The sequence below is a fragment of the Ruegeria arenilitoris genome (assembly GCF_013035315.1).
Taxonomy (GTDB): domain Bacteria; phylum Pseudomonadota; class Alphaproteobacteria; order Rhodobacterales; family Rhodobacteraceae; genus Ruegeria; species Ruegeria arenilitoris_D.
The window spans coordinates 381,361-402,355 of the sequence record NZ_WQHP01000005.1 but is presented as its reverse complement, the minus strand read 5'-3'; the positions used below and the strand labels follow the sequence as shown (position 1 = coordinate 402,355).

The following is a 20,995-nucleotide window of genomic DNA, read 5'->3' as shown; positions in this document are numbered from 1 at the left end:
GGTACATAGTACCACTGACAATCGATGGAGGAGTTGTAACCGAATTCCTGTTTGTGCCAGTCGCAGGTTCTTGCGTTCATACACCTTCGCCGCCACCCAACCAGATCATTCATGTTGATTACCCAAAAGGCGTCGAATTCAAATCGATTTTCGATGCATTTTGGATCGAAGGTGAACTGTCAGATGAACGCAAAATCAGCGATGTTACATTCTACGATGGCGCTACAAACGTGGAATCCGTTTATCAACTCAACGCGCATATAGTTGAAGCATTCACTTATTGATTTCGGAGTAGCACATTCGCCGAAAAACCAAGAGGTTAAACCGCTTTTCAAGTGCTTTGCCTCTGTGGATTGCAACCTGTTTAGGAAACTCTAAACGGCATTTTAAAGGCTCCCTTTCAAGCTGAGTCCAGCCATTGAGTTCAGAGGTGGGAACGGCAGCAGTGTCCGCTCAACAGTCATTCACACAGAGCGCAGCGAATGGCCGCTTTGAGTTCAGAACTGCCGACCGCCTCAGTCGCCAGGTTCATGCCCTGAGCGCATAAGCTGTCGCCGAGAGGGCGGAAACGGCCATCCGACGCAATCTACTCTACAATTGCGTCGAACCAGAAACCTGGCAATTCGTTCTTCCGCCACGCGTTATTAACATACCGCTAGAGACCAGGATTACTCTTCGTCTGGATCGTGTGACCAAGATCGCCACCTCTCGCGGGTGGTGATTTTTTCCGGCCCAGTCGTGTAGGCTCACGAGTCAGCGAGGTGGCCTGATGTGTAATCTTTATTCGAACACAATCCCTGCAGATGCGATGCGCCAGCTGTTCGACGTCGCCGCAGAACGAGACAGGCTCGGCAACGCAGAGCCGCTTCCCGCGATCTACCCGAAGCACATGGCGCCTATCGTCCGCAAAGACGAAGACGGGGCGCGTGAGCTTGTGTCGCTGTCATGGGGTTTTCGCACGACGAAGAAGTCGAAGAAAACAGGCGCGATCCTGCAACCCAGCGCCTGGAACAACGCCCGCGATGACAAGGTGCTGAAGAGCGGGCTCTGGAAATACAGCTTCGAAGAGCGGCGCTGCCTCGTCCCGGCAAGCTCGTTCTGTGAGGCCCAGGGACGCAATCCGGCGACGTATCACTGGTTCGCCCTCAAAGGCGCTGAGGCGCGTCCTCCCTTCGCCCTGGCGGGGATGTGGCAGGTCTCGCGGTACAAAGGGAAGGACGGGCCCGAGGAGGTCGCTGCATATACGATGATCACGACATCTGCGAACGATGTCGTGCGCCCCATACACCCACAGAGAATGCCTGTGATCTTACACCCAAAAGATTACGAACAATGGCTGGATGGCGACGCTGAAGACGCCTTCGCGCTCCTGAAGCCCTATGAGGGTGACATGGAAATCGTCAGAACAGGCGTTGGAGAACAGTCAGACGGCGCTGGGTAGCAGCAAGATCAGATACCGTCGCCTGCGGAACTCTCCATCTCTTCGGTCATTTCCCTGATGTACTCAAGCATCAGGAGATTGGCATTGTCGTGGTTCCAGAAAATGCCGCCGGTATCTCCGATTACAGCAACAGCTTTTTGGTTTCCCGCTAACAGAAACGCGGGAGCCGTCAGCTATACAGAGATCGACCCGAGGCACTTGTCCCCGTTGCGCTGACTATTGATAGACAGCTTCATCCGGACGTTCACTTTCTCATCGTCATCCCGAACTTCGTATCCCAGCTCGGAAAGCTTGTCCTCAGCATAGGTTCTGGCCTCACCGATGTTCGTCCAGCAGCCGTCTAAGCCGTCGTTCGCTGCTGCGCGGCACGTTTCGTTTGAACGAACGACGATTCTAAGGACAAAGCAGTCAACGGCTTTATGAGCGCTACAGGGGTGCATCCCTCCGCTGGACCGGTGTCTGGCACCCGTGTCACAGGCCGATAGAAAAATTGGTCAGCCAGTGGAAACTAATCCGTTTGACGGCTAGTGACCGTGTCGAACCAACACTTTGGACAGATCAATGAAGCGAAACTGCCTTGAAATTAAAAAAAAATCACCAGAAGGTGCTGTTTCAAAGAGTAAAACGGTTTCTTGCATCGGCGCTGTTGTGAAGGAGATCACCCTAAGTCATCGCTTTTTACAACTCACTCTTGGAGTTGTTATTTCACTATGCGCAAGCCCCTCATGGTCGCAAATCCTTGAGGACGGAGGTGGTTTAACTGTGCGCGACAACGTGAAAGGTGCCTTGTCTATTCTGGGCATCTCGGTCGCACCGAATAAATCTGCTAGCGTTTTGTACTTGGATAAGAATTTGGCGAACGGTGACGACTACGGCCTCCGTGGCGGGCAAATTGGAGGTGGCTTCAGACTGTCCGAAAATGTTCCCATTTTCTTAGAAGGTTACATTGGTTTTACGAACTATGACCCGGTGTTTTTGCTGAAGGGAGCGCCCGGAGACACAAGTTTGTTGTCAAACTGGACAAGCGTGTCCGCAACCGGCGGCTTAGGCTGGGAGTTCAAACTCAACAAGAATTGGAAAATTAGGCCAATTGTGAACTTTTCTATAGGCCGGGTTCAAAGCGATAGTTCTATAGCTGATCAGGTCGTCAGTGAAGCTTTGGAGCTGGAACTGGATTTTCTCAGCGATGGCGGCATTACTGCCTTCGGATATGGGGGATCTTTTGTTGCAGAATTCAACAAACGGTGGCCGAATGACTACGAACTAGATCTGCGGTTTCGCCATACTCACATACGGCTTGAAACCCTGGACAGTGATCTTGTCGGTACAGCAGAGGCCATTTCGAGTGTTGCATGGTCTCGTGTAAGGGTGCCGACTGGATTTCGCCTGTTCGATCAGTCAACGCGTTGGGTCAGTGAGTTATCGGTGTCCCACCTTCCCGGTGACCAGGGGATTGTCTTGGACACTGAATGGCTCGCGCAGTTGGGAGCAGGATTGGAATTGGATTTCTCTAGAAACAACTCGTCTTGGCTGAAAGAGTTCCGCGTGCTCGCGCGGGTGGCAAAAGGAGACAACATTGAGGGCTTTTCCGTTGGGGTCGCAGCAAAGTTCTAAGTCTTTCGACGCGTCATTCGAAACTCTGGTCCGGTTCAAAGGAAAACGCCCGATGCCAATGGATGTACCTGGCATGGCGGCGAGACATTGCAGGACCATGCACAAATTGAAAAACAGGTCGTTCCCTAAAGGAAATTGTCCTTCTCGGTCTACACTACCGTTGAGTTGGCTGTCAGATTTAGGTTGTGCGACCTTTTTGAGTAGGCATCAAAAGTGCCTTCGACAATGCGCCACCCAGAGTGCCCAAGGAATGCTAACGTCAAAAATTTTGTGATCATCTTATACACGCAAAGATATGAATATTTCAATTGACCTGCCCAAAGGCTTTGGCGGTACAGTGTTGGTGAAAAGGGACGAAAAATTGGGAGTGCGTTCAAGTGCCCGGAGACGATCTGATCAATAGCGGAAATATAGTTAACCGTCGCCAATTTGTCGGTGGGCTGATGGCCACATCAGCGATTGCTGGACTGGGTGTAAGTCCGAGTTTTGCAGCCAGTTTTTCGCAAAATGAACTCGCTTATATGACAGCGTCGGAATTATTACCTCTCTACAAGAGCAGAAAACTGTCGCCGGTTGAAGTTCTGGAGGCGCAGATTGCCCAGTATGAAGCAGTTAACGATAAAGTTAATTGCGTCACCTATACCCATTTTGACGCTGCGTTGACCGCAGCGAAGGAATCCGAAAACCGTTGGATGAATGGCACTGCTAGAAGCCTTGAAGGGATTACAGTCGGGGTTAAGGATGAGCATCACGACGAAGGATGGATTGTCACTCAGGGGTCAGCCGTACTCAAAGACAACAAGATGGATCATGCCGACACCATTGTTCGACACCTAAAGGAAGCAGGCGCGGTGTTGTCTATCCAGACAACGGTTCCGGAGTTTTATCTTAATGGTGTGACTTGGTCTCGTTTGTGGGGCGTGTCCCGTTGCCCTTGGAACCTGAAATACGCAGTTGGCGGCTCTTCTGGTGGCTCGGGCGGCGCATTGGCTGCAGGTCTCTGCACTATTGCGACCGGCTCGGACATGGGCGGCTCGGTTCGTATCCCTGCTGCCTTTAACGGGGTTTACGGTTTCAAACCGCCAGCCGGGCGCGTGGCGAGCAATTCGCCCCTCCTTTACATCGCGGGTACAGGTCCTCTTGCGCGGTCGTTCAAGGACATGGCGATGTTGCAAAACAATATGGCTGGTCAAGCCTACGAACCGGCTACTCTGCCACCATTGGAGATGCCGCTTGAATACCCCGATATCAGGGGCATGCGGATCGCTTATACACCGGGTTTAGGTCTGCTTCCCTTGCACGCCGATACGCGTACGGCCATGCAGATTGGGATTGAGCGGTTTGAGAGCCTTGGCGCAACGGTCGAGGAGGTTGAGATCGACCCCGGCTTTGTAGCCGATGAGATTGCGGACATTTTCAAGAATTTCGGTCTGTCCGGCCCCTTGGGACCAGAACTTGGCGGCATGGCCGATCAAGTTGATATCATGACGCCCTATGCCGCGTCGGTAGTGAAAGCTGCTGGTAGCGGGAAATACGGACCTGAAAAAATGGCAGCGTATGAAGGCATCATCAAGGAGTTTTATCGCCGGGTTTATGAAGGTGTTTTCAACAACGGCTTTGACGCATTGATATCCCCGACTCTTGCCACGCCACACGTTCCCGCTGACTACGATCTCAGCGTCGGCGGGCTGGAAATCGAAGGACAGAAAATCCATCCGTTCGCCCTTCTTGCGTTTACGATTCCGTGGAACATGCTGAACTGGTGTCCGGTGGTGAATGTCCCCGTGTCTTTGAGCAGCGAAGGGATGCCGATAGGCATGCAAATCATTGGTCAATCCTACGATGACATGGCTGTGTTCCGCATTGCCCATGCCTATGAGAAGATAGCGCCCAGGATGTTCAGTGGTGAATTAATGCCCGACTACCGCAATCCTGCTTGATACATAGCGCCGTTTACTGGCAAAAGTGCGGGGCAACTGACAAAGAAATCTATACTGGTGTCTGCTTTGGGCTCAAAGCGGTCATTAATCATATTTTTGCGAATGTCGGTTTCTCTGCTCAAACCCGCCGTTCGCCCGCCATTTCGCACAACTTCTAAAAGCGAGAGCGCGAGCCCGAGGGCTTTGCCCGGGCTCGCGCTCTCGCCCCTGTTGCAATGGTTCAAGCAACGCGCGAGATGCGAGTTTATCTATAGGGATCTCGCGCCCAATCTCGCGCCCGCGAGTTACCTCGATCTCGCGCGTTTCTCGCGCATCTCGCTCACGCTGAAACAAGCCAAATCCAATCTCGGTTTGTTCCTACGCGACCTGCAGCCTGAAGTGCGTCTATCATCCGGGTAATTTCCCGTCTTCTATCGCGATCGCGCGATGCTTTGGAGATGTCCAGATTTGAAGCGTAAGCTATGAGTTCCTCCAGGTTAACAATCCGGTGTATTTCCGGCTCGGGCCACTCTTCGCCTCCGGGGTTCCAGGCGCCGTGCTCTTCGATGTAGAACGAAATAGCCTCCAAGAGCTTTTGCTGCTTTTCGGGCAGCTGATCCGTTGCATCAGCAATTTCATGAAGTGAGTTGGACATCGGCTCGATAAAGCACGACGTGACATGCTCACCATCGCGGTCGAGACCCAGCGCCACTTGCTTGAGTTGGTAAGAGAAAATAGCTCCGTCTTCTCCATCCCGCACTTTCTCGGCGACTGCCGTGATTATGTCGCCATCACGTGTGATTGAGATTTCGGCATCGACGGCACCTTTGAGAGAGGAATGACCGCGTGCCCCGCGTGACGTGTCTTTTCCAGTATGATGAACAAGCAGGACAAGGCCATCGATTGCTTTCTCGATCGCGCTAGCACCTCTCAGAGCGGCTCCCATGCCCTCTGGTGAGTTCTCGTCGCGTCCGCCGATTGCGCGTGCCAGTGTATCGATGAAAACGGTTTGAACGGCCTCGCCAGCTTCCTGACTGAGCGCGTGGATTTGCTTTAACAAGAACGAGACGGCATCCTCATCGCAAAGATCAAGGCCACCATTCATAACGTACATTGGAACGGGCCCTAACTTTCTCAAAAGTGGCACAAGACGGTTACGAACACCTCCAACGCCTTCAAATGCGACGTAGATGACTGGCCCGCCTTGCGTGCGGTGGAAATACCAAGTTTGGTTCGCTGCAATATGTGCTGCCATGTCCAACGCCATCCATGTTTTTCCTGACCCGGGCGGTCCGTAGAGCGTCGCGATTCCACGTTTCGGCAATCCGCGCCTTGTTGACCTACCTTGATCCAACCCTGTTCCGCGTTGGCAAGATCCAGATCCACGATCTTGCCGATCAAATCGACTTCAACCGGATCACAATCCACGCAGGAGGCCTTGAATGTTGCCGTTCTTGCGTCGAGGCGAATGTATGGGCGGCCTGTGCCGCTGTTAGGAAATTGCATTGTGTTTCTCCTTTTCGGCTTGATGCGTTTGAGTTTCAGGTTTCGGCGTATGTTTTTGACGCCAATCGTGATCGAGTATTCGAAAGGTCAGATGCGGCATGTCTTCTCCGTTCGCGGGCTGGTGGGCTCGCGTTTTAGGTTTTCGAGTTTCGGATTTTTTTAGGTTCGCTCGGCTTTCAAGCTTTCTACTGCCGTCTGGATATCACTTTCCGGCCAACGGGCTGCATATCCAAGCTTCACGGGTTTTGGCAGCAATCCGGACTTGGCATGTCGCCAGATTGTAGCCTTGGACAAGCCAAGGCGCTCGGCAACTTCGCGGTCAGTTAAAAGTCGGTCGATCATTTTTTACTCCATGAATTCTGAAGTCATGGAGTGAGTCTGCCCTCAAAGGCTTGCTTTGGGAACCGGGGCCGGAGGGCTATGATTTAGGGCCCAGCCATTCTCGCATCTTTGCCTTGTATGTGCCGCTGTCAGAGGCAAGGTATCGCCCGGTTTGTTCTTGGTATCGTTCCGCGACTTTGCAGCGCAGCGCCGTTCGGTTGCTCTTATCGTGAGCAAGTTCGCGCGCTGTCTTCTCAATCAACGTCCAGTCGTGCCGAACTGGTCGACCAGGGTCGGGATCAAGCACACCATTCCAAATCGCATCGGCCCGCCTACAGTCTGCTTCGAGAATAAAGCCTTCCGCCGTATTGCACCCTTTCCAACCCTCGGTGCCTTCAGCACAAAGCCGAAGCACTCGTTTGGCATCAGACTTGGACCGCAGCCTTGGTTTAAACACGGTCACGTTTCCCAAACCTTCAGGCACCTTAACTTCGCTCATCCCCGCACCCCAATGATCGACACAACCTCAGCCTCGCCATTTCCTGTTACATGATCAGCCCACGCGGCCATTAAAACGCGACGCTTCTCAATCAGGTCGGATCGTTGATATGCCCGCTCCACCGAATTGCCGACAACATGACCAAGTGCTGTTTCAGCGACTTCGTACGGCTGGCCGGTTTCCTCAGCCCAAGTCCGCAAGCTCGATCGGAAACCATGCGGACGGGCCGCCATTCCCCGGTCGCGCATGAGTTTACTCATCGTCATGTCACTGATCGGTTTTCCTCGTTGCCCCGGAAACAACACCCCACCCCCGTGACGCAGGGCCTCTTCTACGACCTTCACAGCCTTGTCGGTCAGTGGTACCCGAAAGTCTCCAGTTGCACCCTTGCGACTCTTTACAAGCTCTGCGGGGATCGTCCAGATGCGTGCGTCCAGATCGATTTGATCCGGTGTTGCGTAGCGGACCGGGGCAGAGCGCACCCCGGTGAGGATCAATAGCCGTAACGCGAGTTCAGTGACACCCTGACCTAGTGATGCATAGAAAGTCGGCACATCTTGCCACGGTAGGGCCGGAATGTTCTTCGCTTCATGCCGCTGTTTGCCGAGAAGGGCGCGGGCCTTGTCCACCGCCTGTAAATCTACGTTCAGGCCCAAGGCTGCGGCATGTTTGAGGACGAGGTTCAGGCGGTTCGCGGCTTTGCGAGCCGTCTCCGCCTTTTCATGCCAGATCGGCGCCAGCGTGTCTCGCACAGAGATCTGATCCACCTCAGCGATGGGCATCCTTCCAAGCTTGGGTAAGATGTGGATTTCCAACGGCGAGAACCAGCGCCCCGCGGTTCCATCGCCTTTCAGTTCCGCCTTGCGCGCCTCAAAGCAGTCTTGTGCAATGTCCTGAAGCATATGCAGATTGCGGATGGCTTCCCGCTTCTCTGCTTCGCGCTTGGCTATCGGATCGATACCGCGCCTGGCCTGCTGCCTGAACTCGGTCGCTATTTCTCGCGCAGCCTTGAGGGAAACATCGGGATAGGGACCAAGACCCATTTCGCGCCGTCTTCCGTGTATCGTGAAGCGAAACACCCATGCAGTTGTCCCATCCTTACGCCGAACGAACCGCAATCCACCGCCATCCTCGTGCTTACCTGACGGTAGCGATTTCAACCCGACTGCTGAAAGCTTGTGTAGGCTACTTGGCACAACCCGTCCCCCATCTCGTCCCCCAATATATATTGCGGTACGGTGACACGAGTTGAGACTGCCTGCAAGGTAGAAACGTCAAAAAGCTATATGGTTACAGAAGCATGGGTGTATCTATGACGCTACATGATGTGACCTGATACTTTTGTCATGTGCCCTCTTGAGGCACCATTTTTCCAGATACCACTGATGGCGAGCCGGGTTGCCCGTCTGATCCCTGCGCCTTCAACGCTCAGGCACATTCCTTTACGCCAAGCCCGATCAGGTATTCGCCTGATACATACATAAGCTCATTCGGGCCCGCGAATCTGGCTTTGGTCATGAACCAGTTTTTGACCGGACTGGGATAGTAACTGGACAGCGAAACGCTTTTCCTGTCGAACTCATCTGCCGTCATTTTCGTGCGGTTTGCGCGGTGGGGACCATGGAAACCGAACACTGTTTTGCGGGACACGCAAACATCATCCGCCCCCAACAGCATGGTGCAGCTGGAATGGCAGTAATCTCCGGTAATCCGAAACTGTGTCCTGGTACGGTTGGCGATTTCAATCTGGACCATGCGATCCACGATCCGTCCGCCCCGATCATTGCCGACCTGTATCTCTTTTGACGCTGCCGGAACGCTCATCAGTATGAGAGCCGCCAACGCTGCCATCATCTTTCTCATCCGCCCGCCTGCTCAAAGGGTGGAGTTTTGCTTTTCTAGATCTCTACCAAAAAAGCAGGCCAGCAGGAATGGCGCGCCGGGACGCGAATGTGTCCTGTGTTCCTGCGGACTCACTTCCAATCCAAGGATTCTGAGGTTTTCCAAAGAAAACATTCAATCGCAACGACTTGGATACTGCGTGCTGGCGCGCTGGTCACGCAGTCGCAGCCACGCTGAGGTTGCGGCTTGCGCTGGGCGCTAAACTCTGCGTTTTAAGCGCGTTTCTCGCCGATGGTAGCCACGCCGAGAACCGACAGCACCTTGGCTTCGATTTGCTCGGCATTTAGCCCAGCAACGGCATACATATCCGCAGGGCTGGCCTGGTCGATAAAGATGTCAGGCAGGACCATCGAGCGGTATTTGAGACCCTGATCGAACACGCCTTCATCCGCCAACAACTGTGCAACATGGCTGCCAAAGCCGCCGATGGCACCTTCTTCGATGGTGATCAAAGCCTCGTGGTTGGCGGCCAGATCAAGGATCAGGTCGCGATCCAGCGGTTTCGCGAAACGGGCGTCTGCGATGGTTGGTGTGATCCCGCGTGCGGCCAAGGCTTCGGCAGCTTTCTGCACCTCGGCCAAACGTGTCCCAAAGGAAAGCAGCGCCACGCGTGCCCCTTTTTGAATGATACGCCCCTTGCCGATCTCAAGAACTGCACCTTGTTCCGGCAGGTCAACGCCAACCCCTTCGCCGCGCGGATAGCGGAAGGCAATCGGGCCTTCGTCATGCGCGGCTGCGGTGGCCACCATATGCACCAGTTCGGCCTCGTCCGCCGCGGCCATCACGACCATGCCGGGCAGGTTGGCAAGATAGGCGATGTCGAACGAGCCCGCGTGCGTTGCGCCGTCTGCGCCGACCAAACCCGCGCGGTCGATTGCAAAGCGCACCGGCAGGCGCTGAATAGCCACGTCATGCACGACCTGATCGTATCCACGTTGCAGAAAGGTCGAATACATTGCGCAGAAGGGCTTCATCCCGCCTGCCGCCAAGGCCGCGGCAAAAGTCACACCATGTTGTTCGGCAATTGCAACGTCGAAACAGCGAGAGGGATAGCGTTCGGCAAACAGGTTCAGGCCTGTGCCATCAGGCATCGCAGCCGTAACGGCGACAATCTTGTCATCCCGACCTGCCGCTTCAACCAGCGTTTTGCCAAAGACAGACGTATATGAGGGCGCGTTGGACGGCGCTTTCTTCTGCTCACCCGTGACCACGTCGAATTTCGCCGTGGCATGGCCCTTGTCGCGGGCCTGCTCGGCCGGGGCATAGCCCTTGCCCTTTTTCGTCAACACATGGATCAGGATCGGGCCGGTTGCGCGCGCCTTGACCGTGCGCAGGACTGGCAACAGCTGATCCATATCGTGGCCGTCGATTGGGCCGATATAGCTAAAGCCCAGCTCTTCAAAAAACGTCCCGCCCATGGCCATGCCCTTGAGCATTTCCTTGGCGCGCTTGGCTCCTTCCCGGAACGGTTCCGGCAGCAACGACACTGCGCCTTTGGCAGCGGCTTTCAGATCGTGGAAGGGGGCCTCGGTATAGAGCCGCGACAGATAGCTGGACAGTGCGCCCACGGGCGGGGCGATACTCATGTCATTGTCGTTCAGGATGACGATCAGCCGTTTTCCCAGATGGCCCGCGTTGTTCATCGCCTCAAACGCCATACCCGCAGACATCGAACCGTCGCCGATTACGGCAATCGCGTCACCCAGACCTTCGGGCGTGACACCGCCCAGATCGCGGGCCACGGCAAACCCCAGCGCGGCGCTGATCGACGTGGAACTATGAGCCGCTCCAAACGGGTCATACGGACTCTCGCTGCGCTTGGTGAAGCCGCTGAGCCCGTCTTTCATGCGCAAGGTGCGGATGCGATCCCGCCGTTCGGTCAGGATTTTGTGCGGGTAGCACTGGTGCCCGACGTCCCAGATGATTTTGTCGCGTGGCGTGTCGAACACGGCATGCAGCGCGGTCGTCAGCTCGACGACCCCAAGACCTGCGCCCAGATGTCCTCCAGTGACAGAAACGGCCGAGATCGTCTCGGACCGCAATTCCTGCGCCACTTGGTGCAGCTGCGCATCCGAAAACTGCTTGAGATCCGCAGGGCGGTTCACGAGATCCAGCAAGGGCGTGTTCGGGCGGTCAGACATTTGGCGTTCCTGGCTTAACTGTCCCGGGCAATAACGAAGCGGGCCGCGTCCTTCAAGGTTTCTGCCTGCAAACCGTACCCGTCCAGTGCCGAACAGGCCTGTTCAACCAGTTGGGCGGCGCGCGCCTTCGCCGCGTCCAGGCCCAGCAGGGATACAAACGTGGCCTTTCCTGCATCGGCATCCTTTTGCAGGCGCTTCCCGGCCTTTTCGGCATCGCCCTCAACATCCAAGATGTCATCGGCGATTTGAAAAGCAAGCCCAAGTGCTTGGGCATATCGGCGCAAGGGGGCAGGATCGACCTGTGCCAGCCGCGCTCCCGCGCAGGCGGACCATTCGATCAGTGCCCCAGTTTTTCCGGCTTGCAGTTGGGTGATCTGTTCAAGTGTCAGTGGGTCAGGTGTTGTCTCGGCCGCAATGTCCAGCGCCTGGCCCAATACCATTCCCTGCGCACCGCTCGCTTTGGCAAGTGTCAGAGCCAAATTGGCGCGCACCTCGGCACTTCCAACCTCGGCACGGGTGCACAGCTCAAAAGCCAAAGTCTGCAAGGCATCGCCGGCCAGAACGGCAGTCCCTTCATCCCATTTTACGTGAACGGTCGGACGTCCGCGCCGCAGTTCGTCGTCATCCATGCAGGGCAAATCGTCATGCACCAGTGAATAAGCATGCAGCGCCTCGATCCCCGTCGCGGGCCAGATCGCCTGCGCAGGATCGATGCCATGCAACCTGGCGCTTTCCAGCACCAGAAAGCCGCGCAGCCGTTTGCCACCCTGCGTGGCGTAGGCCATTGCACGGGTCACATCCAGATCGTCCAGCGCGCTCAGAACCAGATCGAACTGAGCCTGAATCCGCGCGGCGTCCTGCGCCAGAATTTCCTTGAACATTTACTGACCTTCGACAGGGGTCGTCCCGGTTGGCTGCCCGTTGGCGTCCAACGTGATTGCCGCCACTTTTTCCTCGGCCCGCTTCAGTTCATCTTCGCAGCGCTTTTTCAGCGCGGCACCACGCTCGTATAACGCGATGGACTGATCCAGCGCCACGTCCCCACGCTCCAACTGGCCAACAACGGCCTCAAGCTCTTTCATCGCTTGTTCGAATGTCATCTGATCAACAGGAGTATCGGTCATCGGGCTGCCTTCATCAGTTCTTCCACATGGGCACGAGTGGCCTCGGCAAGTGCGTTCAGATCATACCCGCCTTCCAGAGTCGAGACGATACGACCCTGACACAGCTCATCGGCAATCCTACAAAGCTCAGCCGTCACCCAGGCAAAATCGCCCGTGGACCAGTTCAGATTGGCCAGCGGATCGTCCTGATGAGCGTCAAATCCCGCCGAAATAATGATCAACTCGGGTTTGAACGCGCGCAGACGCGGGAAGGCCTGTGTCTCGTAAGCTGCGCGCATTTCCGCGCCGCCCGAACCCGGGGCCAGAGGTATATTCAGGACCGTTTCATATGCGCCCGTTTCATCGGGGCGGCCTGACCCGGGCCACAATGGCATCTGCTGGCTGGTGATCACCAGCGCGCGTCGCTCATCCCAAAGCAGGTCCTGCGTGCCGTTTCCGTGATGCACGTCGAAATCCACAACGGCCACGCGCTTCAATCCATGATGATCCAATGCATGTTTGGCGGCCAACGCGGCGTTTCCAAACAGGCAGAATCCCATAGCCGTTTCAGTCTCGGCATGGTGGCCGGGCGGGCGAATGGCGCAAAACGCGTTCGGCGCTTCGCCGCCCAAAACCATGTCCACCGCGCGCACGGCAGCGCCTGCTGCCCTGTAGGCTGCGTCCACAGACCCCGGAGACATAAACGTATCGCCATCGATCTGGGCAAAGCCGTCGTCTGGCCTGTTATTTCGGATGTCACGAATATGGCTTTCCGGGTGCACGCGCAAAAGGTCGTCATCGGCCGCCATTGGGGCTGTCACGCGTTTCAGGTCCAATCCTTCCAGCGCGTGTAGAATATGCTCCAACCGCGCCACCTGTTCGGGGTGGCCTTGGGGTGTCACGTGATCAAGGCAATCGGCGTGGGTCAAAAGGGCGGTTGTCATCGGGATCCCATCTTCATCTGGCCAAAAATATCCTCGCCGAAGGCAATAAAATGCCGCGCAGCGGCTAAATCAATCCGGTGCCAACATGTATCCAGCGCCGCGAACGGTCTGCAGGTAACGCGGCTGCTTCGGGTCCTGTTCGATCTTGCGGCGCAGGCGCGTGATCTGAACATCCACGGCGCGTTCCTGCGCCTGACCTTTGTCGCGCCCCAAATCTTCGACCAATTTGGCACGGCTTATCGGCTCTCCGGGCTGGGCTGAGAAGATCTTCATCAACTGGCTTTCCGTAGCGGTCAATCGCACAGGGTCTTCACCCTGCCACATCTCGCCCCGCTCTATGTCATAGCGGATCGGACCAAGGTGCAGAATTTTGGCTGCAGCTTCCTGCGCTGGCGTTTCCGGCATCCGTCGCAAGATCGCGTTGATCCGTAGCAACAACTCTTTCGGCTCGAAAGGCTTGGCAAGATAGTCATCCGCGCCTGCCTCAAGCCCCGCAATGCGATGCTCGGTCTCGCCGCGTGCGGTCAACAACAGGATCGGAGTCGCATGGGTCTCGCGTAGCGCCTTGGTCAGGCTGACACCGTCTTCACCCGGCATCATCACGTCCAGAACGATCATGTCGAAATCCAACCCGGACAAAACCCGTCGCGCATGGGCCGCATCCCGCGCGGCCGTCACCAGGAATCCATTCCGCATCAGGAACTTCTTCAACAGATCACGAATACGCTCGTCATCGTCGACGATCAGCAGATGGGCGTCCATATCGCTCATGAGGTGGTATCCCGCAGTTTCGTGTAGGCATGACGCATATCAGCATCCATCATTGCTTCAAGCACTTTACGAAACCCTGACACGGCCTCGGGGCCGGCTTCTTTGTAGGCGGCTCGCATTCGAACGCGCTGGGCCTCGGACAGTTTGGCCTCTAACGCCTTGCCCTGTTCTGTCAGAAATAGGTTTCTTTCGCGTTTGTCCACGGACCCGACCCGGCTTTCGACAAGACCATCCTCGATCAGCGTGCGCAAAACCCGGTTCAGAGACTGTTTTGTTACGCCAAGAATGGCCAAAAGGTTGTTGACCGTGGTCCCAGGTGCGCGGTTAATAAAGTGAATTGCACGGTGATGTGCCCGTCCATAGGCCATTTCGGTCAGGATGCGATCGGGGTCGGCAGTAAAGCCGCGATAGGCAAAGAACATGGCCTCGATCCCCTGCCGCAACTGTTCGTCGGTCAAGAACAAAAGGCTCTCGCCACCAAAGGACGGGGCGGGGCGGGTATCCGACATCGTATGCCTCATTCGCTACTCGGGTCGAGTTTATGTCAGCCTTATTGACATTCCAAGAGCGGACAGGTATCGAATCGCAGTTTTTGCGCAACTTTATGTCCGAAGCGGACTTATATTGCGCAACAATCGAAAATTGATCCCGGATCAGGAGGTTTCGTATGGCTGGGTATGATGATCGTGATGGCGTCATCTGGTTGGATGGCAAACTTGTGCCCTGGCGCGAAGCCAATGTGCACATTCTGACCCACGCGATGCACTATGCGTCTTCGGTGTTCGAGGGCGAGCGCGCCTATAACGGCAAGATCTTTAAAAGCCGGGAACATTCCGAGCGTCTGATCGCCTCGGCCGAGGCGCTGGACATGCCGATGCCCTATTCAGTGGACGAGATCGAGGCGGCCAAGGAAGAAGCGTTGAAGGCCAGCGGTCTTCAGGACGCCTATGTCCGTGCGCTGGTCTGGCGTGGTTCGGGTGAGGATATGGGCGTGGCTTCGGCCAAAAACCCGGTTCGGATGGCTGTCGCGGTCTGGCCTTGGGGTGCCTATTACGGCGATGCCAAAATGCAGGGCGCCAAGCTGGACATCGCAGAATGGAAACGTCCCAGCCCGGAGACCATTCCGGTGCACGCCAAAGCCGCCGGTCTGTACATGATCTGCACCATTTCCAAGCACAAGGCCGAGGCCAAAGGCTGCTCGGACGCGCTGTTCATGGATTGGCGCGGCTACGTGGCCGAGGCAACCGGGGCCAACGTGTTCTTTGTGAAGGATGGCGAGGTGCACACCCCGCTGGCCGATTGCTTCCTGAACGGTATCACCCGCCAGACCGTGATTCAGATGCTGAAAGACAAGGGCATCACCGTCCACGAACGCCGCATCAAACCGGAAGAGATGGCCGATTTCGAACAATGCTGGCTGACCGGTACGGCAGCCGAGGTTACTCCGGTTGGGCAGATCGGCGACTACACCTTTGAGGTCGGAGATATGACCCGTGAGATCGCCGCGGATTACGAGGCGTTGGTCCGCGCCTGAACCCACGTATCCAAGATGTTGCAAACCCTCGCGTATTCGCGGGGGTTTTTCTTTGCCATTCGTTCAGGACATTTTGCAGATCGTTCACCTGGCTGGACGATTACGCGGCTGAGTGTACGTTAAACCCATGTTGGACCTGCTAAGCGATATTCTCACCCGTCTGTCCCTGCGTGGGACGTTCTATTTCCGAACCTCATTTTCACCACCCTTCGGTGTACAGGTTCCGGCCTTTCAGAACGTCGCGCGGTTTCACTTTGTGCAACGTGGAGAGCTGAACGTTTTTGTCTCTAATACTGGTGAAACACTGCGTCTGAAGCAGGGTGATCTGATCCTGATTCCGCACGGATCGGCCCACGCGCTGCTGTGCAACGAGGTCAAACCGTTGGATGCACTACCGCTTGAACAGGTTCTGAAGGACTCCGGATACCAAGGTGACGGAGTTCTGGTCTATGGCGGAGAGGACAAAAGCCGCGATACGCAATTGATTTGTGGCCATTTCTCATTCACGGGCCCGCCAGGACGGCAAGGAACCGGACATATGCTGATTGACCGATTGCCGCCCTACATCCTGATCGAGAACTATGGTGAGGACGCCGGCGCCTGGATCGAAGCCACCTTGCGCATGATCGGGTCCGAGATCAGCAGCGCTCGGATCGGTTGTGACCTGATCGCGTTGAAACTGTCCGAGGTGCTGTTTGCTCAGGCTATACGCGCTCATCTTGAACATCAAAGCCCAAGCGACACTGCCCTCGCAGGCTTTGCCGACCCCCGGATCTCGCGTGCGCTGACCGCCTTTCACAAATCTCCGGCGCAAGACTGGAGCGTTGAAACGCTGGCGCGTGAGGCTGGGATGTCGCGCACCGCGTTCGCCCAGCTTTTTGCCGAGAAGATGGGCACCACGCCCATGCACTATCTGACCGACTGGAGAATGCAGATCGCCTGTCACGGTCTGACGGAAAGCCGCTGGAATGTGGCTGATGCGGCGGCAGAGGTCGGCTATGTCTCCGAGGCTGCGTTCTCTCGGGCATTCAAAAAGCAGATCGGCCTGTCCCCGGCGGCCTATCGGTCCCTGCACTAATGCGAGCGAAGTCTGAACGATCTGCATAATATCGCGGACGATCAAGAATTAATCGTTCGAAACACCTGACCTAACTTGAAGCCACGCCAAGTAAGGAAAGGAAATCCCATGTCTCTTCGTTTTGTGACCCGCTCTGTTCATGCCTATCTGGACTACCCCGTTGCTTTGGCCCTGATGGGGTTGCCCTTTGCGCTGGGCTTGGGCCAGTCCAACCCGATGGCCCTGTGGCTGTCGGTTGTGACGGGCTTGGCTGCTTTTGTGCTGACTGTGCTGACCGACCATCATCTGGGTATCTGGCGGGTGTTGCCCTATAAGGTGCATCTTGCCGTTGATCTGCTGGTCGGCGTTGTGTTCCTGGCCGCGCCCAGTGTGTTTGGGTTCTCAGGGCTGGATGCGATATACTATTGGCTGAACGGCGCGGCGGTGGTCGCCGTCATCTCGCTCAGCGCACCTGAACAAGGTGTTACAGCCTGAGCGTTTTAACCACAGGTATCACGATATCATCGTGATAGTTTCAAGAAACTGAGCCGTTTGTTTTACAAACAGACGGCTCACTGCCGCTCACCAATCGCGTGGCCAACCACTGCGCCACCAGACAGGAGAGCCCCCATGACACGAATCCTTCGCCCCAACCGCCGCGCCTTTCTGGCCGGCAGCACTGCCTTTGCCGCATCATTGTCCATGCCTTCCATCAGCCGCGCGTCGTCGCGCCCGGTCTTCACCCACGGCGTGCAATCTGGCGACGTCGACACCGCCTCGGGTATGATTTGGACGCGCACCGACCGACCGGCCCGCGTGATGATGGAAGTTTCGACGACCGAGAGCTTTACTGACGCCCGACAGTTGGCGCCTATGGACGCCATTCCGAACAGCGACTTTGCGGTCAAGCGCCTGGTCGATGGGCTGCCTTCGGATCAGGATATCTTCTACCGGTTCGTCGCTGCCGATCTGAACGATATCAACATCACATCAGAGCCCATTATTGGCCAATTCCGCACTGCGCCTACCTCTCGCCGCGATATACGGTTTGCCTGGTCGGGTGATACGGCCGGTCAGGGTTGGGGCATCGACGACGACGGTATGCGCACCTACGCCACCATGGCGCAGCATCGGCCGGACTTTTTCATTCATTCGGGTGACACGGTTTATGCCGATGGTCCGATGAAGGACGAGGTTGAAAAAGACGGGCAGGTGATCTGGAAGAACACCACACTGATTGATGAAAAACGCAAAGTGGCTGAAACGCTGGACGAATTCCGTGCGCAGTGGAAATACAATCTGATGGACGATCATGTGCGCGCAATGAACGCCGTCTGCCCGACGTTCTTCCAATGGGACGACCACGAGGTCGTAAACAACTGGTCGGATGCCAAGGACCTGATCTCGGACGATCGCTATACCGAGAAATCCGTGCATGTACTGCAATCCCGGGCCGGTCGCGCTTTTCACGAAATGACGCCGTTGCGGTTCACTCCGGCCGAGCCGGGGCGGGTCTATCGTAAGATTTCTTACGGTCCGATGCTGGACGTGCTCTTCCTGGACCTGCGCAGCTATCGCGGACCCAACGGTCCGTCGATGGAGGATGAGATCACCGATCAGTCGCGCATCCTGGGGGCTGAACAGCTGGCTTGGCTCAAGCGCGAACTGGCCTCGTCGCAGGCCACATGGAAAGTGATCGCGTCGGACATGCCCATCGGGCTGATCGTCTGGGACAACTGGAAGGAACAAGCTGGGGCCGAGGCGATCTCGAACGGTGACAGCGGTCCTGCCAAGGGGCGCGAGCTTGAGATCGCTGATCTGCTTCGGTTCATCAAAACCGCGGGCATCACCAATACGGTCTGGTTCACGGCGGATGTGCACTATACTGCAGCGCACTACTATGACCCTAACAAAGCTCAATTCCAGGATTTTGAGCCGTTTTGGGAGTTTGTATCTGGCCCACTGCACGCCGGAACTTTCGGTCCGAACGGGCTGGACGGAACATTCGGCCCTGAGGTGAAATTCGTCAAAGCACCGACCGAAGAACAAGGCGCAAACCTGCCGCCCAGCGCTGGCTTGCAGTTCTTTGGACTGGTCGACATTGACGGAAACACTCAGCAGATGACCGTGCGCCTGATGGACCGCGCCGATACCGAGCTTTGGTCGATCACGCTTGACCCACAAACCAAAGCAATCTGATCGCTTAGGCAGATACCCTCGCGCCCTGATTATCAGATCGGGGCGCGCTCATTTCCCCTTGAAATTTCCGACAAAAATAATCAGATAAAGCCCAAGGCCAGATGTGCTAACATCCAGCACAGGATTTCGAGGCGGTCTGCGTGCATAGCACAGCGCATAGTGAGGGCACGCCGCCGCCTCGGAAACGACGCATGAGCAGGGTTTGATGATGGGCGATCCGCTTGACGAAATCATGGCGCGACACGAGGCGGCAACGGCCTGCGGCTGTAACTGCAATGGCGACTATTGCGCCTATGTCGACACGCCCAAAGCCAAAAGCGTCGCCAAAGACGTGCCAAAACTGCCAGACAGCGCCGCAAGCCGACGCGGGTCTGTCAGGTTTCTGAACGAACACCCGCAGGTCTAGCAGCCTCGAATGGGGCTGGTTAGGCTCTGATATTCAGAAATCCACACCACGTTGGGCTTTGATTCCAGCCTGAAACGGGTGCTTCTCTTCGGTCATTTCGGTAACCAGATCGGCGTAATCGCGCAGAGCCTGCGGAGCGTCGCGCCCGGTCAGAAACACGCCGGTCTTTTTGGACCGTTCGTTCAGCCCGTCAATCACCTGATCGACCGAAAGGTATTCATAGCGCAGGGCGATGTTGATCTCGTCCAGCACGACCAGATCGTATTCGCCGCTGGACATCAGGGCGCGGGCTTTGTCGAAGGCGGCATTCGCTGCGGCAATGTCCCGCTCACGGTCCTGGGTGTCCCAGGTAAACCCTTCACCCATCGTATGCCAGGTGACCAGATCGCGCTCTTCGAAGAACCGCCGCTCACCGGTTTTCCACTTGCCCTTGATGAATTGCACAACGGCGACCTTCTGGCCCCAGCCCAGTGCTCGGATCACAACCCCAAACGCGGCCGAAGATTTACCCTTGCCCTTGCCGGTATTGATCAGAACCAGGCCGCGATCCGGGTCGATCGCCTCGGACACTTTCTTGCGGTGCTTGGCCTGCACCTTCTGCATCTTTTCCTTGTGATCTTGTGCGTCGCTCATCTGCAGAACCTTTCCTGATGTTGCGGCCAACCTAAGCGAAGTTCGCGAAAGGTAAAGTCACCCTTTGGGGTCCGTGACCGAGCGCGCCTTGCCGCGCTCTAGCCCCAATTGGTGTTCGCGCCAGATCACGACGATGTTGCCCGCAATCACCAAAGCCGCGCCTGCCAGCATCACCAGCGTCGGCAGCTCGCTGAACCAGATGTAGCCAATCACAATGGCGAACAGCATCGAAGTGTAGTCATAGGGTGCCAGCATCGAAGCCTGACCAAACCGATAGGACGAGGTTACCAGAATTTGGGCCACGCCTCCGATCAGGCCTGCGAGGATCAGATAGGCTGCTTGTTCCCAAGTAGGCACCACCCAACCCCAAAAGATGGTCAGCCCGGACAGGATGGTCGCGGTCATCGAGAAATAGAACACGATGGCGGCAGGGTGATCGACTTGGACAAGTTGCCGAATGTGAATCTGCACAAAGGCGCGGGCGAGGGTCGCGCCCAGAATACACAGCGCGCCGATGGTGGCGGCTGCCTCCATGTTGTTGCCGCCCAGTCGTGGCCAGATCATGATAAGAACGCCCAGAAGGCCGATGGCCACGGCGGCGATCCGAATGGCTCGGATACGTTCACCCAGCATGATGGCGGCCAGAATCAGGGTGAAAATCGGCGTGGCGTACCCGATCGCGGTGGCTTCGGGCAGGGGAATCAAGCCGAGGCCAGTGAAAGTCAGCCCCATCGCGGTGGTACCCAGCACGCCGCGCCAGAAATGGCCCATGGGTTTGCGCACTGTGAATCCCTGCGCCAATTCTCCGCGTGCGATCAACCAGATCATGATGACCGGAATGGCAAAAAGTGAGCGGAAGAACACCATTTCGCCCGGAGGGAAGTGGTCAGACTGCGCTTTGATGATCGACGCCATGACGGTGAACAGAAACACCGCGCTCGTTTTCAGAGCGACGGCCAATACGGGTCGATGCGATGTTAAGGGCTTTGCCATCGGCGCGAACCT

The 20,995-nt window shown here is 56.4% G+C and carries 21 protein-coding genes; 9 read left to right on the top strand and 12 right to left on the bottom strand.

The features are described 5' to 3' along the window. The 4 genes from GOV53_RS13805 to GOV53_RS13790 form a co-directional block, all read left to right on the top strand. Window positions 1–284, top strand: a 284-nt coding sequence (locus GOV53_RS13805) for a DUF3299 domain-containing protein (RefSeq protein ID WP_170467532.1), incomplete at its 5' end; no start/stop codon positions are given. 485 nt (window positions 285–769) lie between these two features. Next, on the top strand, window positions 770–1,441 hold the full coding sequence (locus GOV53_RS13800) for an SOS response-associated peptidase (protein WP_170467529.1): 672 nt from the start codon (window positions 770–772) through the stop codon (window positions 1,439–1,441). A 561-nt stretch (window positions 1,442–2,002) separates the two neighbouring features. Beyond that, window positions 2,003–3,055, top strand: a complete 1,053-nt coding sequence (locus GOV53_RS13795) for an autotransporter outer membrane beta-barrel domain-containing protein (RefSeq protein WP_170467527.1) — start codon at window positions 2,003–2,005, stop codon at window positions 3,053–3,055. 377 nt (window positions 3,056–3,432) lie between these two features. Continuing rightward, complete coding sequence (locus GOV53_RS13790; protein WP_170467525.1) at window positions 3,433–4,995, top strand: amidase; 1,563 nt, start codon at window positions 3,433–3,435, stop codon at window positions 4,993–4,995. Between the two features lie 319 nt (window positions 4,996–5,314). Here the strand turns inward: GOV53_RS13790 and GOV53_RS13785 are convergent, their stop codons facing one another. The 10 genes from GOV53_RS13785 to GOV53_RS13740 all read right to left on the bottom strand — a co-directional run bounded on the left by GOV53_RS13785 (window position 5,315) and on the right by GOV53_RS13740 (window position 14,670). Beyond that, a complete protein-coding gene (locus GOV53_RS13785) occupies window positions 5,315–6,298 on the bottom strand; it encodes an AAA family ATPase (RefSeq protein ID WP_170467523.1) in 984 nt (327 codons plus the stop codon). A gap of 341 nt (window positions 6,299–6,639) precedes the next feature. Next, a complete protein-coding gene (locus GOV53_RS13780; RefSeq protein ID WP_170467521.1) occupies window positions 6,640–6,822 on the bottom strand; it encodes a helix-turn-helix transcriptional regulator in 183 nt (60 codons plus the stop codon). 474 nt (window positions 6,823–7,296) lie between these two features. Then, on the bottom strand, window positions 7,297–8,496 hold the full coding sequence (locus GOV53_RS13775; RefSeq protein ID WP_170467519.1) for a tyrosine-type recombinase/integrase: 1,200 nt from the start codon (window positions 8,494–8,496) through the stop codon (window positions 7,297–7,299). Window positions 8,497–8,728: 232 nt separating this feature from the next. Beyond that, the gene (locus GOV53_RS13770) at window positions 8,729–9,163 is read right to left on the bottom strand and encodes a hypothetical protein (RefSeq protein WP_170467517.1); all 435 of its coding nucleotides are present in this window, start codon (window positions 9,161–9,163) and stop codon (window positions 8,729–8,731) included. 251 nt (window positions 9,164–9,414) lie between these two features. Further along, window positions 9,415–11,343, bottom strand: coding sequence for a 1-deoxy-D-xylulose-5-phosphate synthase (gene dxs, locus GOV53_RS13765; protein ID WP_170467516.1), 1,929 nt, complete (start codon window positions 11,341–11,343; stop codon window positions 9,415–9,417). Between the two features lie 14 nt (window positions 11,344–11,357). Continuing rightward, the gene (locus tag GOV53_RS13760) at window positions 11,358–12,224 is read right to left on the bottom strand and encodes a polyprenyl synthetase family protein (RefSeq protein ID WP_170467514.1); all 867 of its coding nucleotides are present in this window, start codon (window positions 12,222–12,224) and stop codon (window positions 11,358–11,360) included. Further along, window positions 12,225–12,467, bottom strand: a complete 243-nt coding sequence (locus tag GOV53_RS13755; RefSeq protein ID WP_058272726.1) for an exodeoxyribonuclease VII small subunit — start codon at window positions 12,465–12,467, stop codon at window positions 12,225–12,227. It lies immediately after the preceding gene. Then, on the bottom strand, window positions 12,464–13,390 hold the full coding sequence (locus GOV53_RS13750; RefSeq protein ID WP_170467512.1) for a histone deacetylase family protein: 927 nt from the start codon (window positions 13,388–13,390) through the stop codon (window positions 12,464–12,466). Before GOV53_RS13750 ends, GOV53_RS13755 begins: the two co-directional genes overlap by 4 nt. Window positions 13,391–13,459: 69 nt before the next feature. Next, window positions 13,460–14,161: a response regulator gene (locus GOV53_RS13745; RefSeq protein WP_170467510.1), complete on the bottom strand. Its 702-nt coding sequence runs from the start codon at window positions 14,159–14,161 to the stop codon at window positions 13,460–13,462. Further along, a complete protein-coding gene (locus GOV53_RS13740; protein WP_170467508.1) occupies window positions 14,158–14,670 on the bottom strand; it encodes a MarR family winged helix-turn-helix transcriptional regulator in 513 nt (170 codons plus the stop codon). Before GOV53_RS13740 ends, GOV53_RS13745 begins: the two co-directional genes overlap by 4 nt. A gap of 158 nt (window positions 14,671–14,828) precedes the next feature. On the opposite strand from GOV53_RS13740, the gene GOV53_RS13735 reads away from it, so the two are divergent. The 5 genes from GOV53_RS13735 (at window position 14,829) to GOV53_RS13715 (ending at window position 19,357) form a co-directional block, all read left to right on the top strand. Next, on the top strand, window positions 14,829–15,695 hold the full coding sequence (locus tag GOV53_RS13735; RefSeq protein ID WP_170467506.1) for a branched-chain amino acid aminotransferase: 867 nt from the start codon (window positions 14,829–14,831) through the stop codon (window positions 15,693–15,695). Window positions 15,696–15,822: 127 nt separating this feature from the next. Then, the gene (locus tag GOV53_RS13730; protein WP_170467504.1) at window positions 15,823–16,773 is read left to right on the top strand and encodes an AraC family transcriptional regulator; all 951 of its coding nucleotides are present in this window, start codon (window positions 15,823–15,825) and stop codon (window positions 16,771–16,773) included. Between the two features lie 108 nt (window positions 16,774–16,881). Then, window positions 16,882–17,247 carry an SPW repeat domain-containing protein gene (locus GOV53_RS13725; RefSeq protein WP_170467502.1) on the top strand — a complete coding sequence of 122 codons (366 nt, stop codon included), beginning with the start codon at window positions 16,882–16,884 and terminating at the stop codon, window positions 17,245–17,247. A gap of 135 nt (window positions 17,248–17,382) precedes the next feature. Continuing rightward, window positions 17,383–18,951, top strand: coding sequence for an alkaline phosphatase D family protein (locus GOV53_RS13720; RefSeq protein ID WP_170467500.1), 1,569 nt, complete (start codon window positions 17,383–17,385; stop codon window positions 18,949–18,951). Between the two features lie 208 nt (window positions 18,952–19,159). After that, window positions 19,160–19,357, top strand: a complete 198-nt coding sequence (locus GOV53_RS13715; RefSeq protein ID WP_170467498.1) for a hypothetical protein — start codon at window positions 19,160–19,162, stop codon at window positions 19,355–19,357. A gap of 33 nt (window positions 19,358–19,390) precedes the next feature. Here GOV53_RS13715 and cobO read toward each other — a convergent pair whose 3' ends face one another. After that, a complete protein-coding gene (gene cobO, locus GOV53_RS13710) occupies window positions 19,391–19,990 on the bottom strand; it encodes a cob(I)yrinic acid a,c-diamide adenosyltransferase (RefSeq protein WP_170467496.1) in 600 nt (199 codons plus the stop codon). A 57-nt stretch (window positions 19,991–20,047) separates the two neighbouring features. Further along, window positions 20,048–20,983, bottom strand: coding sequence for a DMT family transporter (locus tag GOV53_RS13705; RefSeq protein WP_170467494.1), 936 nt, complete (start codon window positions 20,981–20,983; stop codon window positions 20,048–20,050). Between the last annotated feature and the right edge of the window lie 12 nt (window positions 20,984–20,995).

Excerpts from the sequence above, each read along its gene's own strand:
- dxs (WP_170467516.1), bottom strand. The coding sequence starts at position 11,343 with ATGTCTGACCGCCCGAACACGCCCTTGCTGGATCTCGTGAACCGCCCT.
- GOV53_RS13780 (WP_170467521.1), bottom strand. The coding sequence starts at position 6,822 with ATGATCGACCGACTTTTAACTGACCGCGAAGTTGCCGAGCGCCTTGGC.
- GOV53_RS13750 (WP_170467512.1), bottom strand. The coding sequence starts at position 13,390 with ATGACAACCGCCCTTTTGACCCACGCCGATTGCCTTGATCACGTGACA.
- GOV53_RS13735 (WP_170467506.1), top strand. The coding sequence starts at position 14,829 with ATGGCTGGGTATGATGATCGTGATGGCGTCATCTGGTTGGATGGCAAA.
- GOV53_RS13720 (WP_170467500.1), top strand. The coding sequence starts at position 17,383 with ATGACACGAATCCTTCGCCCCAACCGCCGCGCCTTTCTGGCCGGCAGC.
- GOV53_RS13755 (WP_058272726.1), bottom strand. The coding sequence starts at position 12,467 with ATGACCGATACTCCTGTTGATCAGATGACATTCGAACAAGCGATGAAA.
- GOV53_RS13745 (WP_170467510.1), bottom strand. The coding sequence starts at position 14,161 with ATGAGCGATATGGACGCCCATCTGCTGATCGTCGACGATGACGAGCGT.
- GOV53_RS13715 (WP_170467498.1), top strand. The coding sequence starts at position 19,160 with ATGGGCGATCCGCTTGACGAAATCATGGCGCGACACGAGGCGGCAACG.
- GOV53_RS13705 (WP_170467494.1), bottom strand. The coding sequence starts at position 20,983 with ATGGCAAAGCCCTTAACATCGCATCGACCCGTATTGGCCGTCGCTCTG.
- GOV53_RS13760 (WP_170467514.1), bottom strand. The coding sequence starts at position 12,224 with ATGTTCAAGGAAATTCTGGCGCAGGACGCCGCGCGGATTCAGGCTCAG.
- GOV53_RS13725 (WP_170467502.1), top strand. The coding sequence starts at position 16,882 with ATGTCTCTTCGTTTTGTGACCCGCTCTGTTCATGCCTATCTGGACTAC.
- cobO (WP_170467496.1), bottom strand. The coding sequence starts at position 19,990 with ATGAGCGACGCACAAGATCACAAGGAAAAGATGCAGAAGGTGCAGGCC.
- GOV53_RS13795 (WP_170467527.1), top strand. The coding sequence starts at position 2,003 with ATGAAGCGAAACTGCCTTGAAATTAAAAAAAAATCACCAGAAGGTGCT.
- GOV53_RS13730 (WP_170467504.1), top strand. The coding sequence starts at position 15,823 with ATGTTGGACCTGCTAAGCGATATTCTCACCCGTCTGTCCCTGCGTGGG.
- GOV53_RS13740 (WP_170467508.1), bottom strand. The coding sequence starts at position 14,670 with ATGTCGGATACCCGCCCCGCCCCGTCCTTTGGTGGCGAGAGCCTTTTG.
- GOV53_RS13800 (WP_170467529.1), top strand. The coding sequence starts at position 770 with ATGTGTAATCTTTATTCGAACACAATCCCTGCAGATGCGATGCGCCAG.
- GOV53_RS13770 (WP_170467517.1), bottom strand. The coding sequence starts at position 9,163 with ATGAGAAAGATGATGGCAGCGTTGGCGGCTCTCATACTGATGAGCGTT.